We start from the raw sequence: 15,225 nt of genomic DNA on the forward strand, positions 1-15,225 counted from the left end.
GATGCCAGATCCAGCGTGACCGTGCCGTCATCACGGTCCTTTGCTTCCCGACAAACGACGCAATGAACGGACAGGCACTTTTCGTATTGAAATCGAATGGCGGCCAATCGGCTTTTTCATGGAATTCGCTCAAAAAATCGCGTCATGCCGCGCATCGGTTTCTCATGAAATCGACTCGCCGCCTTCAACGCGCCGCCGACGCGCGCGACTTTGCCGCCCGCGCATCCCGCGAGTGATAATGGCGGGCATGCCGCGCCGCGCGGCAGCCTCCCTCACCGACAGCCCCGCCGACACATGCTGAAAGCCGTCCTGGGTCTCACCGCCGCCATGATGGCGACCTCGCCCGCGTGGAGCGGCGCGCCATCCGTCGATCTCCACCTCCCCGGCCCTCGGGGCGGGCTGGCCGGAACGCTCGTCGCGCCCGCCGGCAGCCGTGCGGCCGTGCTCATCATTCCGGGCTCGGGGCCCACCGACCGCGACGGCGACAATCCGCTCGGCGTGCGCGCGCGTCCCTATGCGCTGCTCGCCGATGCGCTTGCGCGCGAACGGGTGAGCACCCTGCGCACCGACAAGCGCGGCCTGTTCGCGAGCCGGCAGGCGATCGCGGATCCCAACGCGGTGACGATCGACGACTATGTCGACGACACGCTCGCCTGGGCGCGCCTGCTGCGCGAGCGCACCGGCGCGCGCTGCGTCTGGCTGCTCGGGCACAGCGAGGGCGGACTCATCGCGCTCGCCGCCGCCGCGCGCCATCCCGACACGCTGTGCGGCGTGGTGCTGGTCGCGACGGCCGGCAGGCCGCTCGCCGAGACGATCAAGACGCAGTTGCGCGCCAATCCCGCGAACGCGCCGCTGCTCGATACGGCGGATCGGGCGCTCGACGCGCTCGCGGCCGGCCGCCGGGTCGACACGGCCGGGCTGCCCGCGCCGTTGGCCGCGCTGTTTCATCCGTCGATCCAGGGCTTCCTGATCAGCGCGTTCGCGCGCGATCCCGCGCAACTGATCGCGCGGATCGACAAGCCGGTCCTGATCGTCCAGGGCGCACGCGACCTGCAAGTCGGCGTCGACGATGCACGGGCGCTGCAACGCGCGCAGCCGTCGGCGGCGCTCGCCGTCTTCGCGGACGTCAACCACGTGCTCAAGGCCGTTCACACCGACGACCGCGCGGCGAACCTCGCGACCTACGCCGCCCCGGATCTGCCGCTCGCGCCCGATCTCGCCGAGACGATCGCGCGCTTCGTCACGTCGCCCCGGCGCTGAACCGACACCCCGGGCCGGACGAGACGGCACTCGCCGCGCCGCCCGGCGAAAACGCCCGGCGCGGCGCGCACCGCCTCGCCACCCCGCGCCCGCGCTCATATCTTCCCCGACTCAATCGCGGCCCAATAATATATTGGACACCCGGCCCGGCGCCCCGCATCCTTGCAGCGCAATCGCCCCGGCCGCACCGTCGGCCGCCCTCATCGAGCGACGCCCACGATGCCCACGATCCGCCCCGGCCTGTCCGATCCGCTGCCGCACGCGCCCCCGCCCGCCCCGACGCGCGCCGCGCGCCTGACGCCGTTCATTGCCGCGACCTCGCTCGGCTATTTCGTCGTGCAGCTCGACGTCTCGATCGTGAACCTGAGCCTGCCCGCGCTGCAGCAGGCATTCCAGGCCGGCATCCCGATCTTGCAGTGGATCGTCAACACCTACACGCTGGCATTCTCGGTCGCGCTGCTGTCGGCCGGCGTGCTCGGCGACCGCTATGGCAACCGCGCCTTCCTGATGCTCGGCTACGCGCTGTTCGCGCTCGCCTCGCTCGCATGCGCGGTCGCGCCCGATGCGCCGCTGATGCTCGCCGCACGCGTCGCGCAGGGTCTCGGCGCGGCGCTCGTGGTGCCCAATTCGCTCGCCGTGATCAATCAGCGCTTCGTCGACGACGAACCGACACGCGTGTCGCTGGTATCCGGCTGGGTGACGTTCGGGGGCGTCGCGCTGACCTGCGGCCCGCTGATCGGCGGCCTGATCAATGCGTTCGCGAGCTGGCGCTGGATCTTCGTGATCAACCTGCCGATCTGCGCGCTGGGCCTGCTGCTCGCCGCGCGCCATGTCGACGCCGCGCCGCGCCGGACCACCGCGCCGCTGGACTGGCTCGGCCAGGGGCTGCTGCTCGCGTGCGCGACGGCGCTGCTGGTGCTGATCATCAACCACGCGGCGCTGAGCCGCGACGCGCAGCTCGCGCTGCTCGCCGCGACATTCGGCGCCTTCGGCGCATTTCTCGCCGTCGAGCATCGGCACGCGCATCCGGCGATCCCGCTCGGCATCTTCGGCAATCCGGGCCTGCAGCAGGGGCTCGTATACGGCGGCCTGATCAACTTCGCGTACTTCGGCATCGTGTTCTTCGCGAGCCTGTACTTCCGCGGACAGCTGGGCATGAGCGCGGCCCGCGCGGGGCTCGCCTTCATCCCGATCACGCTGCCGCTCGTGCTCGGCAATCAGGCCGGCGCGCGCATCGCGCGGGCCCGCGGCCCCGAACGCGCGATCGTCACCGGCTTCATGCTGATGATCCCGGGCCTGCTGCTGCTCGCGCTGCCCGCGCTGCGCCACGGCTATCTCGCGATGCTGCCCGCGTTCGCGCTGACCACCTTCGGCATCGGCTTCATCCCGCCGCTCGTCACCGCGATCGCGATGCGCTCGGTCGGGCCGGAGCGCGGCGGGATGGTGTCGGGCCTCGTGAATTTCTTCCGGCAGATCGCCGGTGCGTTCGGGGTTGCCGTGTTCGGCGGCTTTGTCGCGCCGACGCATGGCGCGACGGGCTATGCCGCGTTCAGCCTCGCGCTCGTCGCGATCGCGCTGGTGCTGCTGGTTGCGATCGGCGCATTCGCCGCCGCGGCGCGGCGAGCCGCGCGGGCGTGAGCCGCGCGGCGGCCATATTCGCGCGACGAACACCTGCGCCGCGCCTCGACCTTGAAACATGCGCCGAGCGGTTCCACGCTACATGCAGGCGCGCCGTCCAGCCCCACGACGCGTCACGCCGCATGACCGTGAATCGCGGCACCACCACGCTCGGCGGGCGGCATCGTCGCGCGCGGCTCCCTTGAAACGCCCAACGAACGGCACCGCGTTATCGGAAGGCGCGCCGTCGCGCATGACCGTGAATCGCGAGGCCACAGCGCGGCGGCCGCACTCGCTCGGCGGGTGCCATTGTCGCGCGCCTCTCCCTTGAAACGCGCGACGCGCGGTGCCGCGTTACATGCAGGCGCGGCATCCCGCCCCGCGACGCGTCACACCGCGTAGACGCGAGCCGCGCCGCGGCCGCGCCCGCTCAGTCAGTAAATACCATCGCCGCGCGCCGACCCGCGCGTCTCGCCCTTGAAGCGCGCGGCAAGCTGCTCCGCGCTGCGCGCGAGCAGCGTCGTGTCGACGCCTACCGCGACAAACGTCGCGCCCGCCGCCAGATAGCGGCGCGCGGCCGTCTCGTCGGCGCTGAGGATGCCCGCCGCCTTGCCGGCCGCCACGATCGTCGCGAGCGCGCGGTCGATCGCCGCCTGGACCTCGGGATGCCCGGGTTGCCCCAGGTGGCCAAGATCGGCCGCGAGATCGGCCGGGCCGATGAACACCCCGTCGACACCCTCGACGCGCGCGATCGCCTCGATCCGCTCCAGCCCCGCGCGCGTCTCCACCTGCACCAGCACCGCCATTTCGTCGTTCGCGCGCGCCAGGTAGTCCTCGACGCGATTCCAGCGCGACGCGCGCGCGAGCGCGCTGCCGACCCCGCGCACGCCGTGCGGCGGATAGCGGGTCGCGGCCACCGCCGCGCGCGCCTCCTCGGCGCTCTGCACCATCGGCACGAGCAGCGACTGCGCGCCGATGTCGAGCACCTGCTTGATCACGACGGGGTCGTTCCAGGGCACCCGCACCACCGGGTGCGACGGATACGCGGCCAGCGCCTGCAATTGCGCGAGCATCCCGGGCACCTGGTTCGGCGCGTGCTCGCCGTCGATCAGCAACCAATCGAAACCCGCCCCCGCGACCACCTCCGCGCTGTACGGACTCGCGAGCCCGAGCCACAGCCCGATCTGCGCGTCGCCGCGCGCGAGCGCCGCCTTGAATGGATTGACCGGCATCCGCATCGTCGCCTCCTCAGTCGAAATGGCAGTGAATCGCGCCGAGCGGACCGTAGTCGACGCTGAAGGTGTCGCCCGGCCGCGCCGCGCACGGCCGCGTGAACGACCCGCCGAGAATGATCTCGCCCGCCGCGAGCGTGACGTCGAAGCGCGCGAGCCGGTTCGCGAGCCACGCGACGCCGTTCGCGGGGTGATTGAGCACGCCCGCCGCCACCCCGGTTTCCTCGACCACGCCGTTGCGCGACATGATCGCCGCGACCCAGCGCAGGTCGACGTCCATCGGCCGCACCGGGCGGCCGCCGAGCACGACGCCCGCGTTCGCCGCGTTGTCCGCGATCGTGTCGAACACCTTGCGCGGCCGCTGCGTGGCGGGGTCGATCGACTGGCTGCGCGCGTCGATGATCTCGAGCGCGGGCACCACGTAGTCGACCGCGTCGTAAACGTCGAACAGCGTGCAGCCCGGCCCCTTGAGCGGCTTGCCGAGCACGAACGCCAGCTCGACCTCGACGCGCGGCACGATGAAGCGCCCGGTCGGGATCGTCGCGCCGTCGTCGAAGAACATGTCGTCGAGCAGCGCGCCGTAGTCGGGCTCGTCGATCTGCGACGACGACTGCATCGCCTTCGAGGTCAGGCCGATCTTGTGGCCCTTGAGCGCCCGGCCCTCGGCCAGCTTGAGATCGACCCAGCTGCGCTGGATCGCATAGGCGTCGTCGATCGTGATGTCGGGATGGTCGAGCGAGATCTGGCGGATCTGCTTGCGCTCGCGCTCCGCGGCGTGCAGCCGGCGCGCGAGCTGGTCGATGGTGGCGGTATCCAGCATGGTGGGAAGTCCCGGGAGTCAGGGCGCGCGCCGGTAGCGCGCATGGATGTTGTTGTGCTTGTACGTGCCGGCCTCGCTGAATTCGATCAGCTCCATCGACAGCGCCAGATAGCGGCGCGCGTACAGCTCGGCGAAATGCGCCTTGATCGCGTCGAACAGCGCGTCGCATGCGGCCTGCTTCACCGCCTCGTCGCGCCCCGCGCCGATCTTCAGCGTGACGTGCACGAAGGCGTCGTCCTCGCTGCCGTCGGCCACGCGGTAGTCATGCAGTTCGAGCGCGCGCGAGCGGATCCCGCCGATGGGAAACGCGCCGCCCTGCGCGATCAGCGTGTCGTTGATCGTCTTCAGCAGCGCGGGAATCCGCGCGTCGTCGCGGATGTTGTCGGTGTACTCGACCACGATGTGCGGCATAGAAAACCTCCGTTGCGTCGCGCAGGCTCAAGGCAGCGGGAAGATCGCGTTGATCTGCCCCGTGCCCGAGCTGGCGAAATAGTCGGTGACGATCTCGACCGGCTTGTCGTAGCGATCCCAGCCGAGCAGCCCGAGCAGCATCGCGGTGTCGTGCATGCCGCCCTCGCCGAAGCAATGCTGGTTGTACTCGGGCAGCATCTTGCAGAAGGTCGCGAAATCGCCCTGCTTCCACAGCTCGACGACCCGCAGGTCGACCTGCCGGAAGAACTCGCGGCTGATCTCGTGGATCGATTCCTCGGGGCTGCCGTTGTCGTTGAAGCGGTGCGACAGCGAGCCGCTCGCGAGGAACGCGACGTTCGCGCCGCTGGCCTCGATCGCCTCCTTGAGCGCGACGCCGAAGCGGCGGCTTTCGTCGAGCGTGTGCCACATGCACCAGCCCGCGATCGACACGACCTTGAAGTGCTGGTCGGCGTTCATGTAGCGCATGGGCACGAGCGTGCCGTATTCGAGTTCGAGGCTGTCGATCTCGTGCGCGCGGGTGCCGATGCCGTGCTCGTTCGCGGTCGCCGCGATGAGCCGCCCGAGTTCCGGGTTGCCCGGGTACGCATACTGCATGTCGCGGATGAAATGCGGCAGTTCGTTGCTGGTGTAGATGCCCGAGAACTGCCGGTTGCAGTTGATGTGATAACCGGCGTTGACGAGCCAGTGCACGTCCGACACGACGATCGTGTCGACGCCGAGCGCGCGGCAGCGCTCGCCGATCAGCCGGTGGCCGCGGATCGCCGCTTCCCGGCAGCCGTGATGCCTGCCGGGAAGCTCGGACAGGTACATCGACGGCACGTGCGTGATCTTCGCGGCGAGGGACAGCTTGCCCATCGTGAGTCTCCTGCCGCCTGCCGGCGGATCGCGCGGCGGCGGCCTTGCGGTTCGTCTTCAGCCCCTCACGCGCCCCAGTGGGGGATGTGGTGGCTGCCCATCGAAATGCACACGTTCTTGATCTCGGCGAACACCTCGAAGCTGTACTCGCCGCCTTCGCGCCCGGTGCCCGATTCCTTCACGCCGCCGAACGGCTGGCGCAGGTCGCGCACATTCTGGCTGTTGACGAACACCATGCCCGCCTGGATCCCGCGCGCGAGCCGGTGCACCTTGCCGACGTCCTGGGTCCAGATGTACGACGCGAGCCCGTAGGCGGTGTCGTTCGCGAGCCGCAGGCCGTCGTCCTCGTCGTCGAACGGGATCAGGCACGCGACCGGCCCGAAGATTTCCTCCTGCGCGATCCGCATCCGGTTGTCGACGTCGGCGAACACCGTCGGCCGCACGAAGTTGCCGTCGCGCAGATGGCCGGGCAGGTTCGCGGGCTTGTCCGCGCCGCCCGCGACGAGGCGCGCGCCCTCCTGCTCGCCGATCCGGATGTAGCCCGTCACCTTGTCCCAGTGCGCGCGCGTGATCATCGCGCCCAGTTGGGTCGCCTCGTCCGACGGATCGCCGACGATCAGCTTGTTGGCGCGGCGCGCGAACTCGGCGACGAACGCATCGTAGATCGAGCGCTGCACGAAGATCCGCGAGCCGGCCGTGCAGCGCTCGCCGTTGATCGAGAAGATCGTGAACAGCGCGGCGTCGAGCGCGCGTTCGAGGTCGGCGTCCGCGAACACCAGCACCGGCGACTTGCCGCCCAGCTCCATCGAGTACTTCTTGAGGCCCGCGCGCTCCATGATCTTCTTGCCGGTCACCGTGCCGCCCGTAAACGACACGGCGCGCACATCGGGATGGCGCACCAGCGCATCGCCGGCCGTCGCGCCGTAGCCCTGCACGACGTTGAGCACGCCGGCCGGGATCCCGGCCTCGAGCGCGAGGCGGCCGAGCTGGTCGGCGGTCAGCGGCGACAGCTCGGACATCTTGAGCACCGCCGTATTGCCGAGCGCGAGGCACGGCGCGGTCTTCCAGGTCGCCGTCATGAACGGCACGTTCCACGGCGAGATCAGCGCGCACACGCCGACCGGCTGGTACAGCGTGTAGTTCAGCATCTGGTCGTCGACCGGATAGGTGCGCCCGTTCATCTGCGTGCACACCTCGGCGAAGAAATGGAAATTCTCCGAGGCGCGCGGAATCAGCTGCTTCCTGGTCTGCGCGATCGGCAGGCCGGTGTCCTGCGTCTCCAGTTCGGCGAGCATCGGCACGTTGCGCTCGATCAGCTCGCCCAGGCGGCGCATCAGCTTCGCCCGCTCCTTGGCCGGCGTGTTCGCCCATTTCGGAAACGCGTCCTTCGCCGCGCGCACCGCCGCGTCGATCTCGGCCTCGCCGCCCGCCGCCACCTCGGCGATCACCTCGCCCGTCGCGGGATTGGTCGTCGTGAAGGTCTCGCGGCTCGCCACCTCGCGGCCGTCGATCCAGTGCTTGATGCTCATCTGACTCTCCTTGTGCGACGGGTTCAGCCCGCGCGATGATAATCCGCCTCGGCGACGATCGTGTTGACGAGCCGGCCGACGCCCTCGATCTCGGTCACGACCTCGTCGCCCGGCTGCGTGTCGGCCAGCCCCTCGGGCGTGCCGGTCAGGATCAGGTCGCCCGGCGCGAGCGTCATGAAGCCGCTGATGTACTCGATCAGCGCGGCGACGTCGAAAATCATGTCGCGCGTGCTGCCGCGCTGCGTCTCGCGGCCGTTGACCGTGGTGCGCAGCGTGAGGTTCAGCGGATCGTCGATCTCGTCCCGGCTCACGAGCCACGGCCCGAGCGGCGTGCAGGTGTCGCGGTTCTTCACGCGCAGGTTCGGACGGTAGTAGTTCTCGAGATAGTCGCGGATCGCGTAGTCGTTCGCGACCGTGTAGCCGAGCACGTGATCGAGCGCCTGCGCGCGCTTCACGTTGCGCGCCGCGCGGCCGATCACCACCGCCAGCTCGCACTCGTAATGCATGTGGGTCGCGTCGCCCGGGCGCACGGTCTGCGCGCGATGGCCGACGAAGGTGTTCGGCCCCTTCAGGAAGATCAGCGGCTCGCTCGGCGCCTTGAACGCCAGTTCCTTCGCGTGGTCCGCGTAGTTGAGGCCGAGCGCGAAGGTCGTGCGCGGCGCGACGGGCGGCAGCCAGACGACCTCGGTTTCGTCGAGCACGCGCCCGGTGTCGAGGCGGATCCGGCCGTCGGCCGCGGGTTCGGCCGCATGCAGCGCGCCGTTGTGGATCACTCGCGCCGTTCTCATCGCGCGTCCTCCGCCACCAGGGTATGCCGCAACACGCCGAGCCCCGGCGCGTCGATCTCGACCACGCTGCCCGCGCGGGCGCGCGGCGCGAGCGCCGCGACGCCGAGCAGCAGCACGTCGCCCGCGTCGAACGACATGAACGCCGACACCTCGGCGATCAGCTGCGCGATCGGCCGCACCAGGTTCGCGGTGTTCGCCTCGAACACGGGCGCGCCGTCGATGCGCACGCCCAGCGCGAGCCGGCCGGGATCGCCGAGACGCGCGAGCGGCACGATCGCCGGGCCGAGCGGACAGAAGCCGTCGCGACACTTGTGGCGCACGGCCGGCCGGTAATAGTCGGGATGCGGAACCGATACATCGCTCGCGAGCGTCAGCCCCTTCACGTGCGCGAGCGCCGCATCGGGCGACACCCGCGTCGCGCGCCGCCCGAACACGACGCCGAACGCCGCGCCGATCTCGAGCGCCTCGACGCCCGCCGGCACGATCACGGCCGCGCCGTCGGGCGCATGCGTGTTCGCGGGCTTGAGATACAGCACCGGCGCCTGCGGCGGCTTGCCGTAAGGCGGCTGGTGGACCGCGTCGCCGAGCGCGGCGAGCGCGCTCCGGTCGTTCAGCAACGCGCCGTAGACCGTGCCGATGCGCACCGCCTCGGGCGGCCCGGCTTCATGAACACAAGACAGCTCCATGCCAGCTTTCCTTGCCGCGACGCGGCTCGATGTCATTAGTTAATATATTAACTATACGCCGGAAAAAGTACAACCGCGATAACCCGTAGACGCCGGGACCATGCCGCCCCCTAATCCGCCCTGCTAAGATAAGGACATCATACGTCTTCCCCGGATCCCCATGAACCGTAAGTTGGACCACCGCAACCTGGCCATGCTGCTGCTCGAGGCGCGTGAATCCCTGATGGGCCGGTTCCGGCCGATCCTCAAGGAATTCGCGCTGACCGAGCAGCAATGGCGGATCATCCGGGTGCTCGACAGCGAGGCCTCGCACGAACTGGAGGCCGGGCAGATCGCCAAGCGATGCTGCATCCTGAGCCCGAGCCTCACGGGCGTGCTGGAGAGAATGGAGCGCGACGGCCTGATCCTGCGCACGCGCGCGCAGGAGGATCAGCGCCGGCTGATCGTCAGCCTGACCCCGCAGAGCCAGCAGCTCGTCGCGGAAATCGCGCCGCGCATCGACGAGCAGTACCGGCTGCTCGAACAGCGCTTCGGCGCCGAGGCGCTCGGCGAGGTCTACGCCGCGCTCGACAAGCTGATCGAAGTCGGCGGCGCGTCGTCGTAGACGCGCCGGCCGGCGCGCGTCACGGCAGATCGGCGCGCATCTGGTCGAGCACGCCGATGCCGCGCGAGGTGCGCATGCACTCGTTCACGTAATCGACGAACGGCAGCGGTTCGAAGTCGATCTCGTCGCGCGCGCGACCATTGTCGAAGATATGGTCGAGTTCCGCGTAGCCCGCGTACAGGTGCAGCGCCTGCTCGACCAGCCGCTCGCGCGCGCGGTCGCGCCGGCCGATCAGGCCGCGCGCGATCAGCGGAAATTCCGCGCTCCCGCACAGCGCATAGCGCGGCACGCCCTCCACCCCCTCCGCCTCGTCCATCGCGCGCACGATCTGCGTGACCGTCGGCGCCTCGTCGCCCACCGAGACGTGGTACAGGTCGTGCGCGAGCGCCGGCTTGACCGCGAGCAGCATCAGCGCACGCGCGCAGTCGTCGACCGAGATCACGTCGACGCGCGTCATCGGGCGCGCGGTGAAACGCCGCGCCGCGTGGATGATCCGGAACATCCAGAAGGTGCTCGACGAAGGCTGGGTGCCAAGCATCGTATGCCCGACCACGCTCGACGGCCGCGCCAGCACGAGCGGCAGGTCGAGCCCGCGCAGCCGTTCCTCGACCTTGCGCTTGCTGCCTGCGTAAGGCGTCAGCTCGGCGCCGTCCGCGCCCGCGTCGTCGTGCTCGAACACCGTGCCGCTGCCGTCGCCGTCGCTGACGAACGCCGCGCTCACGTGCAGGAAACGCTGCAGGCGCGCGCTGCCGGCGAAGCGCTCGGCAAAGCGCAGGCTGTCGTCGACGTGCGCGGCCGCCTCGGCCGTCTTCGGCGACAGCGTCGTGAGGCCCGCGCAGTTGATCACGTGCGACGCCGCGCGCAGCTGCGCGTGATCGTTCGCGGAAAGCACGCCGCCCAGCTCGCCGACGATCACGTTCGCCTCGGTGAGCCGCTCGACCCAGTACGGCGCGAGCCCGCCGCGCAGCGCGGCGGCGCGCAGCCGCTCGAGCCCGTGGGCCCGGTCGCGCGCGCGCACCAGGCAGCGCACGCGGTCGACCAGCCCCGCGTTGACGAGCGCGACCAGCACCGCGCTGCCGATAAAACCCGTCGCTCCCGTCAACACCAGCCGCTCGACATTCGCCGCGGCCGCGGGCGCGCTGGACGGCGACACGAGACTCGTGCGCCAGTTCAGCGACAAAGCGGTTTTCCAGATCAACACGTTACCTCCTTCCAGCCCCTCAGAATCGGTACGACACCGCCGAGAAGCCGTAGTAATTGGTTTTCGACTGCACGATCGGGCTGTTGCCGTACTCGCCGAACAATCGGGTGACGCCGGTGGTGCTCGTCACCGACCAGCGTTTCGAGATGTCATACGTCCACATGAGCGCCATCGATGCGCTGTCGATGCCGCCCTTGGTCGAATACGGCCGGAACTGGCTCGTCATCGACTGCGCCTCGGTCACGCCGTAGAACGTCTGCATGTAGCGGCCCGAGCCCGCGTGCACGGTGCCCGTCGCGACGAGCAGGTGCTGCGCCGACTTGAAGAACGGCACCGCGAGATCGACGTGGCCGGACAGGCCGCGCGACGTATGCGTGATCGGCGTGTCGAGCGTCACGCTCAGCTGGTTCTCGCCGAGGAACTTGACGCCGCCCTGCAGCGACACGATCACCGAGCCCAGGACATTGCCCATCCCCTTCAGGTAGTCGGAGCCGTCCAGGCCGAAATGATTGCTGTCCTTGCGGCCCAACGCATAATTGACGGCGGCCGAGACGAAGAAGCCGTGCGGCAGATCGCGCCGGTAGCCCGCCCCGTCCGTCGTGCTGATGAACAAGCCGTTGCCGAACTCGGCGGAGAAGCCGGGCCCGATCACGCCGCGATAATCCTTGCTGCCCTGGTAGCGGGGCGAGAAGCCGCCGCCGAGCGAGAAGGTGTAGGTGTTTTCCGCTTGGGCGGGCAAGGCCGCCATCAAACCAATCGCGGGCAGGCAGTAACGCAGGGAGTTGAGGCTGGCGCGCACAATTTTGAGATATAAGTCAGGGAGTTCGCAGTCTAGAAGCACCTGCGTTTCCAAACTGTCCCTAAAGTTGCGGGAATATGTGCGAAATTGTGTTCGATTGTCGGCGATTGTCTCGCCCGCTCGCCCCGTGGCGGGTGCGCGGCTAAAATCCGGCTGCTCCGCCCCCCGCCCGGCGTGGGGGCGGCTCGCCGTCATCCGAGGAGACCATGAACGAAGTTCCGCTCAAATACCGTGTGTTGCTCATCGAAGACGACGATCGTCTCGCGCAGTTGATCCGCGAATATCTCGACAGCTATGAATTCGCCGTGACCGTCGTGCGGCGCGGCGACCTCGCGGTCGCGGCGGTGCGCGAGCACCAGCCCGCGCTCGTGATTCTCGACCTGATGCTGCCGAACCTCGACGGCATGGAGGTCTGCCGCCGGATCCGCGGCTTCTCGAATGTGCCGGTGCTGATCCTGACCGCGCGCGCGGACGTCTACGATCAGGTCGCGGGCCTGGAGACGGGTGCGGACGACTACGTGACGAAGCCGATCGAGCCGCGCGTGCTGGTTGCGCGCGCCCGCGCGCTGCTGCGCCGGATCCAGCCGCCCGCGCCCGCCGAGGCGCCGCCCGTCGGGGCCGAGGGCCTGGTGTTCGGCGAACTGGTGATTTCGCCGCCGAACCGCACCGTGACCTGGCGCGGCGAACCGGTCGACCTCAAGACCACCGAATTCAACCTGCTGCTGATCCTCGCCCGCTCGGCCGGCACCGTGCTGAGCCGCGACGATATCCTCAAGCAGCTGCGCGGCATCGAATTCGACGGCATCGACCGCTCGGTCGACTCGGGCATCTCCAAGCTGCGGCGGCGCTTCGAGGATGCATCGTCGGAGCCGCACAAGATCAAGACCATCTGGGGTCGCGGTTACCTGTTCAGCCCTTCCGCCTGGGACGAATGAATGTTCCGCTCGCTCATCAAGCTGTATCTCGTGCTGCTCGTCTTCGCCACCGCCGGCGTCTTCTTCGTCAACAACTCGTTCAAGCGCGTGTTCTATGAACGCTTCGCGGAGAGCGAGCGCGCGTCGCTGCACACCTACAAGTTCGTGCTGTCCGACTACCTGGAGCGCCATCCGGGCGAAGCGCGCACCGCCGCGCTCGATGCGCTGAACGAGCACGGCAGCGACGGCTTCAGCCTGACCAGCCTCGATGCCGTGAAGCCGCTGATGAGCGACGTGCAGTGGCGCGACCTGCTCCACGGCGAAATCGTCATCAGCTACGACGCCAAGGATTACTACATGCCGCTACCCGACGGCTACGTCGTGCACGCGCATCCGACCTCGCCCGGCGACCTCGACCTCCGTATCTACGCCTACTCGACGATCGCGTTCATGCTGCTGATCGCCGTCGTGTTCTGGGCCAGCTATCACTGGCGCGATCTCGACAAGCTGCAGGCGGCCGCGCGCTCGTTCGGCTCCGGCAAGCTGTCGACCCGCGTGAATCTGCCGAAGAAATCCAACATCTACGAGCTGTCGCAGCAGTTCAACGACATGGCGCAGCGGATCGAAGCCTCGATCCAGCAGCAGCGCGACATGATGCACGGGATCTCGCACGAGCTGAAGACACCGCTCGCGCGGCTGGAATTCGGGCTGGCGCTGCTGTCCTCGTCCGACGAGACGGTGCGCCTGCGCGAGCGTCAGGAAGCGCTGCGCCGCGACGTGCGCGAACTCGACGAGCTGGTCACCGAGCTGCTGACGATCGGCCGCCTGGAGCAGGGCGAGGCGCATCTCGTGCCGATGCAGGTGATGGTCAGCGAACTGATCGACAGCGTCGCCGCGAGCGTCGCGGACGACGTCGCCGACCTGAACCTCACGCTCGTGGTGTCGACGCTCGGCGCGCCCGCGCGCCACATCTGCGATCCGAAGCTGGTCGCCCGCGCGCTGCTGAACCTGATCCGCAACAGCTCGCGCTACGCCGCGACCACCATCACGGTGAAAGCCATGCTCGGCGACGCGGGCGCGCTCGTGCTGACGGTCGAGGACGACGGCCCGGGCATTCCGCCCGTCGACCGCGAACGCGTGTTCGAGCCGTTCCAGCGGCTCGATTCGAGCCGCGACCGGCAGACCGGCGGCTATGGCCTGGGGCTCACGATCGTGCGCCGCGTCGCGCTCGTGCACGGCGGCGAGGTGCGCCTGGAGGAAACCCCGCTCGGCGGCGCGCGCTTCGTCATGACGCTGCCGGCGAAGGAACTGTCGGCCGAGCCCGACGGACGCGTGGGCAGCTACGCGGGCTGAGGGCGCGCGGCCCGCGCGCCCTGCGCGAGCCGCCCTCCCGCGCCGCGCCGCGCGTCAATCCGCGTCGGGAATCCAGCGGGCCCGCGCGGCGGCGCTCGCGCGGAACGCGGGAAATCTCGCGCCCAGCTCGGCCACCGTGCGGATGTCGTGGCGAATCAGGTCGTCGCGCGTGATCAGGCTCGGCTTCACGACGATGCGCGCGCCGGGGTCCTGTCCGGCCAGGAGCAGCGCCGCCGCCCGCACCGACACCGCGCCCACCACGGCCGGATTGGTCGCCGCCGTCGCGACCCAGGCGCTGTCGGGCGCGCGGATCGCGGCGATGTCGGCGGTCGAGATGTCCGCGCTGTAGATCCGCAGCTTGCCGCCGAGCTTCGCCTCGTTCGCGGCCAGCAGCGCTCCGCGCGCGAATTCGTCGTACGGCGCGAACACGACCCGGATCTCCGGATGGGCGCGATACACGGCGGCGGCCTGATTCGCGACCGACTGCGCGATCGGATTGTCGACCGTGCCCCAGCGCGCCTGCTCGCGGATGCCCGGCCGCGCCGCCTTGAAGGCGCGCCACACCGCGTCGCGGCGATCGAGCGGCGCGAACCCCGCGACATACACATAACCCGCGTCGAACGCCGGCCCGTTGTCCTTCACCGCCTGATCGAGCACGAGCGTCGCGAGATCGCGGTCGCTCTGCTCGATCTGCGGCACGCGCGGATTGTCGAGGTCGACGTCGAACGCCACCACCTTGACGCCCTTGTCGAGCGCGCGCTGCACGACGTCCTTCAGCGCTTCCGGCAGGCCGTGGTTGACGATGATCGCCGCGACCCCGAGGCTGATCGCCTGCTGGATCTGCTCGCGCTGCTCGGCGGCGTCCTGGCGGCCCTCGTAGACGCGCAGGTCGACGCCGAGCGCCTTCGCCTGGCGCTGCGCGCCCGCCGCGTAGGCCTGGAAGAAATCGCCGGTCGACAGATAATTGACGAGCGCGATCTTCACGCCGCCCTTGTCGAACGGCGGCGGCGCTTCCTTCAGCGGTCCCGCGAGCGCGGCGGCGCACGCGAATCCGGCGACCGCGACCGCGATGCGACGCCCGACTCGTGCCGGCGAATTCATGGCAACTCCTTCCTGGTCGAAGAGAACGGTCCGC

Annotated in this window: 16 protein-coding genes; 6 read left to right on the forward strand and 10 right to left on the reverse strand. The window is 69.5% G+C overall.

The window, feature by feature from the left end; translation table 11 throughout:
* Positions 1-62: 62 nt before the first annotated feature.
* From AC1RQF_RS11800 to AC1RQF_RS11810, 3 genes are all read left to right on the forward strand, one after another.
* The gene (locus AC1RQF_RS11800) at positions 63-236 is read left to right on the forward strand and encodes a hypothetical protein (protein WP_273998033.1); all 174 of its coding nucleotides are present in this window, start codon (positions 63-65) and stop codon (positions 234-236) included.
* Positions 237-294: 58 nt separating this feature from the next.
* Positions 295-1,260, forward strand: coding sequence for an alpha/beta hydrolase (locus AC1RQF_RS11805; protein ID WP_492872107.1), 966 nt, complete (start codon positions 295-297; stop codon positions 1,258-1,260).
* 219 nt (positions 1,261-1,479) lie between these two features.
* Positions 1,480-2,898, forward strand: a complete 1,419-nt coding sequence (locus AC1RQF_RS11810; protein WP_492872108.1) for an MFS transporter — start codon at positions 1,480-1,482, stop codon at positions 2,896-2,898.
* A gap of 413 nt (positions 2,899-3,311) precedes the next feature.
* Here AC1RQF_RS11810 and hpaI read toward each other — a convergent pair whose 3' ends face one another.
* The 7 genes from hpaI to AC1RQF_RS11845 form a co-directional block, all read right to left on the reverse strand.
* Positions 3,312-4,115, reverse strand: coding sequence for a 4-hydroxy-2-oxoheptanedioate aldolase (gene hpaI, locus AC1RQF_RS11815; RefSeq protein WP_273998028.1), 804 nt, complete (start codon positions 4,113-4,115; stop codon positions 3,312-3,314).
* A gap of 10 nt (positions 4,116-4,125) precedes the next feature.
* The gene (gene hpaH / locus AC1RQF_RS11820) at positions 4,126-4,929 is read right to left on the reverse strand and encodes a 2-oxo-hept-4-ene-1,7-dioate hydratase (RefSeq protein ID WP_273998027.1); all 804 of its coding nucleotides are present in this window, start codon (positions 4,927-4,929) and stop codon (positions 4,126-4,128) included.
* A gap of 18 nt (positions 4,930-4,947) precedes the next feature.
* Positions 4,948-5,340, reverse strand: a complete 393-nt coding sequence (locus AC1RQF_RS11825) for a 5-carboxymethyl-2-hydroxymuconate Delta-isomerase (protein ID WP_273998026.1) — start codon at positions 5,338-5,340, stop codon at positions 4,948-4,950.
* Between the two features lie 27 nt (positions 5,341-5,367).
* The gene (gene hpaD / locus AC1RQF_RS11830) at positions 5,368-6,216 is read right to left on the reverse strand and encodes a 3,4-dihydroxyphenylacetate 2,3-dioxygenase (RefSeq protein ID WP_273998025.1); all 849 of its coding nucleotides are present in this window, start codon (positions 6,214-6,216) and stop codon (positions 5,368-5,370) included.
* Positions 6,217-6,281: 65 nt separating this feature from the next.
* Positions 6,282-7,745: a 5-carboxymethyl-2-hydroxymuconate semialdehyde dehydrogenase gene (gene hpaE, locus AC1RQF_RS11835; RefSeq protein ID WP_273998024.1), complete on the reverse strand. Its 1,464-nt coding sequence runs from the start codon at positions 7,743-7,745 to the stop codon at positions 6,282-6,284.
* A 23-nt stretch (positions 7,746-7,768) separates the two neighbouring features.
* On the reverse strand, positions 7,769-8,533 hold the full coding sequence (locus tag AC1RQF_RS11840; RefSeq protein ID WP_492872109.1) for a fumarylacetoacetate hydrolase family protein: 765 nt from the start codon (positions 8,531-8,533) through the stop codon (positions 7,769-7,771).
* Positions 8,530-9,219 carry a fumarylacetoacetate hydrolase family protein gene (locus tag AC1RQF_RS11845; protein ID WP_273998022.1) on the reverse strand — a complete coding sequence of 230 codons (690 nt, stop codon included), beginning with the start codon at positions 9,217-9,219 and terminating at the stop codon, positions 8,530-8,532. The genes AC1RQF_RS11840 and AC1RQF_RS11845 overlap by 4 nt, the downstream gene beginning before the upstream one ends.
* A 160-nt stretch (positions 9,220-9,379) precedes the next feature.
* Between AC1RQF_RS11845 and hpaR the strand changes: the two genes are divergently transcribed.
* Positions 9,380-9,823, forward strand: coding sequence for a homoprotocatechuate degradation operon regulator HpaR (hpaR, locus tag AC1RQF_RS11850; protein ID WP_273998021.1), 444 nt, complete (start codon positions 9,380-9,382; stop codon positions 9,821-9,823).
* Positions 9,824-9,842: 19 nt separating this feature from the next.
* On the opposite strand, the gene AC1RQF_RS11855 is transcribed toward hpaR, so the two are convergent.
* Together AC1RQF_RS11855 and AC1RQF_RS11860 are read right to left on the reverse strand one after the other, a co-directional pair.
* Positions 9,843-11,024, reverse strand: a complete 1,182-nt coding sequence (locus AC1RQF_RS11855; protein WP_492872110.1) for an SDR family oxidoreductase — start codon at positions 11,022-11,024, stop codon at positions 9,843-9,845.
* Positions 11,025-11,043: 19 nt separating this feature from the next.
* On the reverse strand, positions 11,044-11,772 hold the full coding sequence (locus tag AC1RQF_RS11860) for a MipA/OmpV family protein (RefSeq protein WP_492872111.1): 729 nt from the start codon (positions 11,770-11,772) through the stop codon (positions 11,044-11,046).
* Between the two features lie 257 nt (positions 11,773-12,029).
* Between AC1RQF_RS11860 and AC1RQF_RS11865 the strand changes: the two genes are divergently transcribed.
* Together AC1RQF_RS11865 and AC1RQF_RS11870 are read left to right on the forward strand one after the other, a co-directional pair.
* Positions 12,030-12,758: a response regulator gene (locus AC1RQF_RS11865; RefSeq protein WP_273998018.1), complete on the forward strand. Its 729-nt coding sequence runs from the start codon at positions 12,030-12,032 to the stop codon at positions 12,756-12,758.
* Entirely contained in the window at positions 12,759-14,090 is a 1,332-nt protein-coding gene (locus tag AC1RQF_RS11870; RefSeq protein ID WP_492872112.1) for an ATP-binding protein, read from the forward strand.
* Between the two features lie 54 nt (positions 14,091-14,144).
* Here AC1RQF_RS11870 and AC1RQF_RS11875 read toward each other — a convergent pair whose 3' ends face one another.
* Positions 14,145-15,191 (reverse strand): substrate-binding domain-containing protein, encoded by a 1,047-nt coding sequence (locus AC1RQF_RS11875; RefSeq protein ID WP_273998014.1) that lies wholly within the window; start codon positions 15,189-15,191, stop codon positions 14,145-14,147.
* Positions 15,192-15,225: the final 34 nt, after the last annotated feature.

The organism is Burkholderia sp. GW821-FHT14F03 (genome assembly GCF_058803765.1).

Coding starts and splice junctions, on each gene's coding strand:
- AC1RQF_RS11800 (WP_273998033.1), top strand. CDS start 63: ATGAACGGACAGGCACTTTTCGTATTGAAATCGAATGGCGGCCAATCG.
- AC1RQF_RS11805 (WP_492872107.1), top strand. CDS start 295: ATGCTGAAAGCCGTCCTGGGTCTCACCGCCGCCATGATGGCGACCTCG.
- AC1RQF_RS11810 (WP_492872108.1), top strand. CDS start 1,480: ATGCCCACGATCCGCCCCGGCCTGTCCGATCCGCTGCCGCACGCGCCC.
- hpaI (WP_273998028.1), bottom strand. CDS start 4,115: ATGCGGATGCCGGTCAATCCATTCAAGGCGGCGCTCGCGCGCGGCGAC.
- hpaH (WP_273998027.1), bottom strand. CDS start 4,929: ATGCTGGATACCGCCACCATCGACCAGCTCGCGCGCCGGCTGCACGCC.
- AC1RQF_RS11825 (WP_273998026.1), bottom strand. CDS start 5,340: ATGCCGCACATCGTGGTCGAGTACACCGACAACATCCGCGACGACGCG.
- hpaD (WP_273998025.1), bottom strand. CDS start 6,216: ATGGGCAAGCTGTCCCTCGCCGCGAAGATCACGCACGTGCCGTCGATG.
- hpaE (WP_273998024.1), bottom strand. CDS start 7,745: ATGAGCATCAAGCACTGGATCGACGGCCGCGAGGTGGCGAGCCGCGAG.
- AC1RQF_RS11840 (WP_492872109.1), bottom strand. CDS start 8,533: ATGAGAACGGCGCGAGTGATCCACAACGGCGCGCTGCATGCGGCCGAA.
- AC1RQF_RS11845 (WP_273998022.1), bottom strand. CDS start 9,219: ATGGAGCTGTCTTGTGTTCATGAAGCCGGGCCGCCCGAGGCGGTGCGC.
- hpaR (WP_273998021.1), top strand. CDS start 9,380: ATGAACCGTAAGTTGGACCACCGCAACCTGGCCATGCTGCTGCTCGAG.
- AC1RQF_RS11860 (WP_492872111.1), bottom strand. CDS start 11,772: ATGGCGGCCTTGCCCGCCCAAGCGGAAAACACCTACACCTTCTCGCTC.
- AC1RQF_RS11865 (WP_273998018.1), top strand. CDS start 12,030: ATGAACGAAGTTCCGCTCAAATACCGTGTGTTGCTCATCGAAGACGAC.
- AC1RQF_RS11870 (WP_492872112.1), top strand. CDS start 12,759: ATGTTCCGCTCGCTCATCAAGCTGTATCTCGTGCTGCTCGTCTTCGCC.
- AC1RQF_RS11875 (WP_273998014.1), bottom strand. CDS start 15,191: ATGAATTCGCCGGCACGAGTCGGGCGTCGCATCGCGGTCGCGGTCGCC.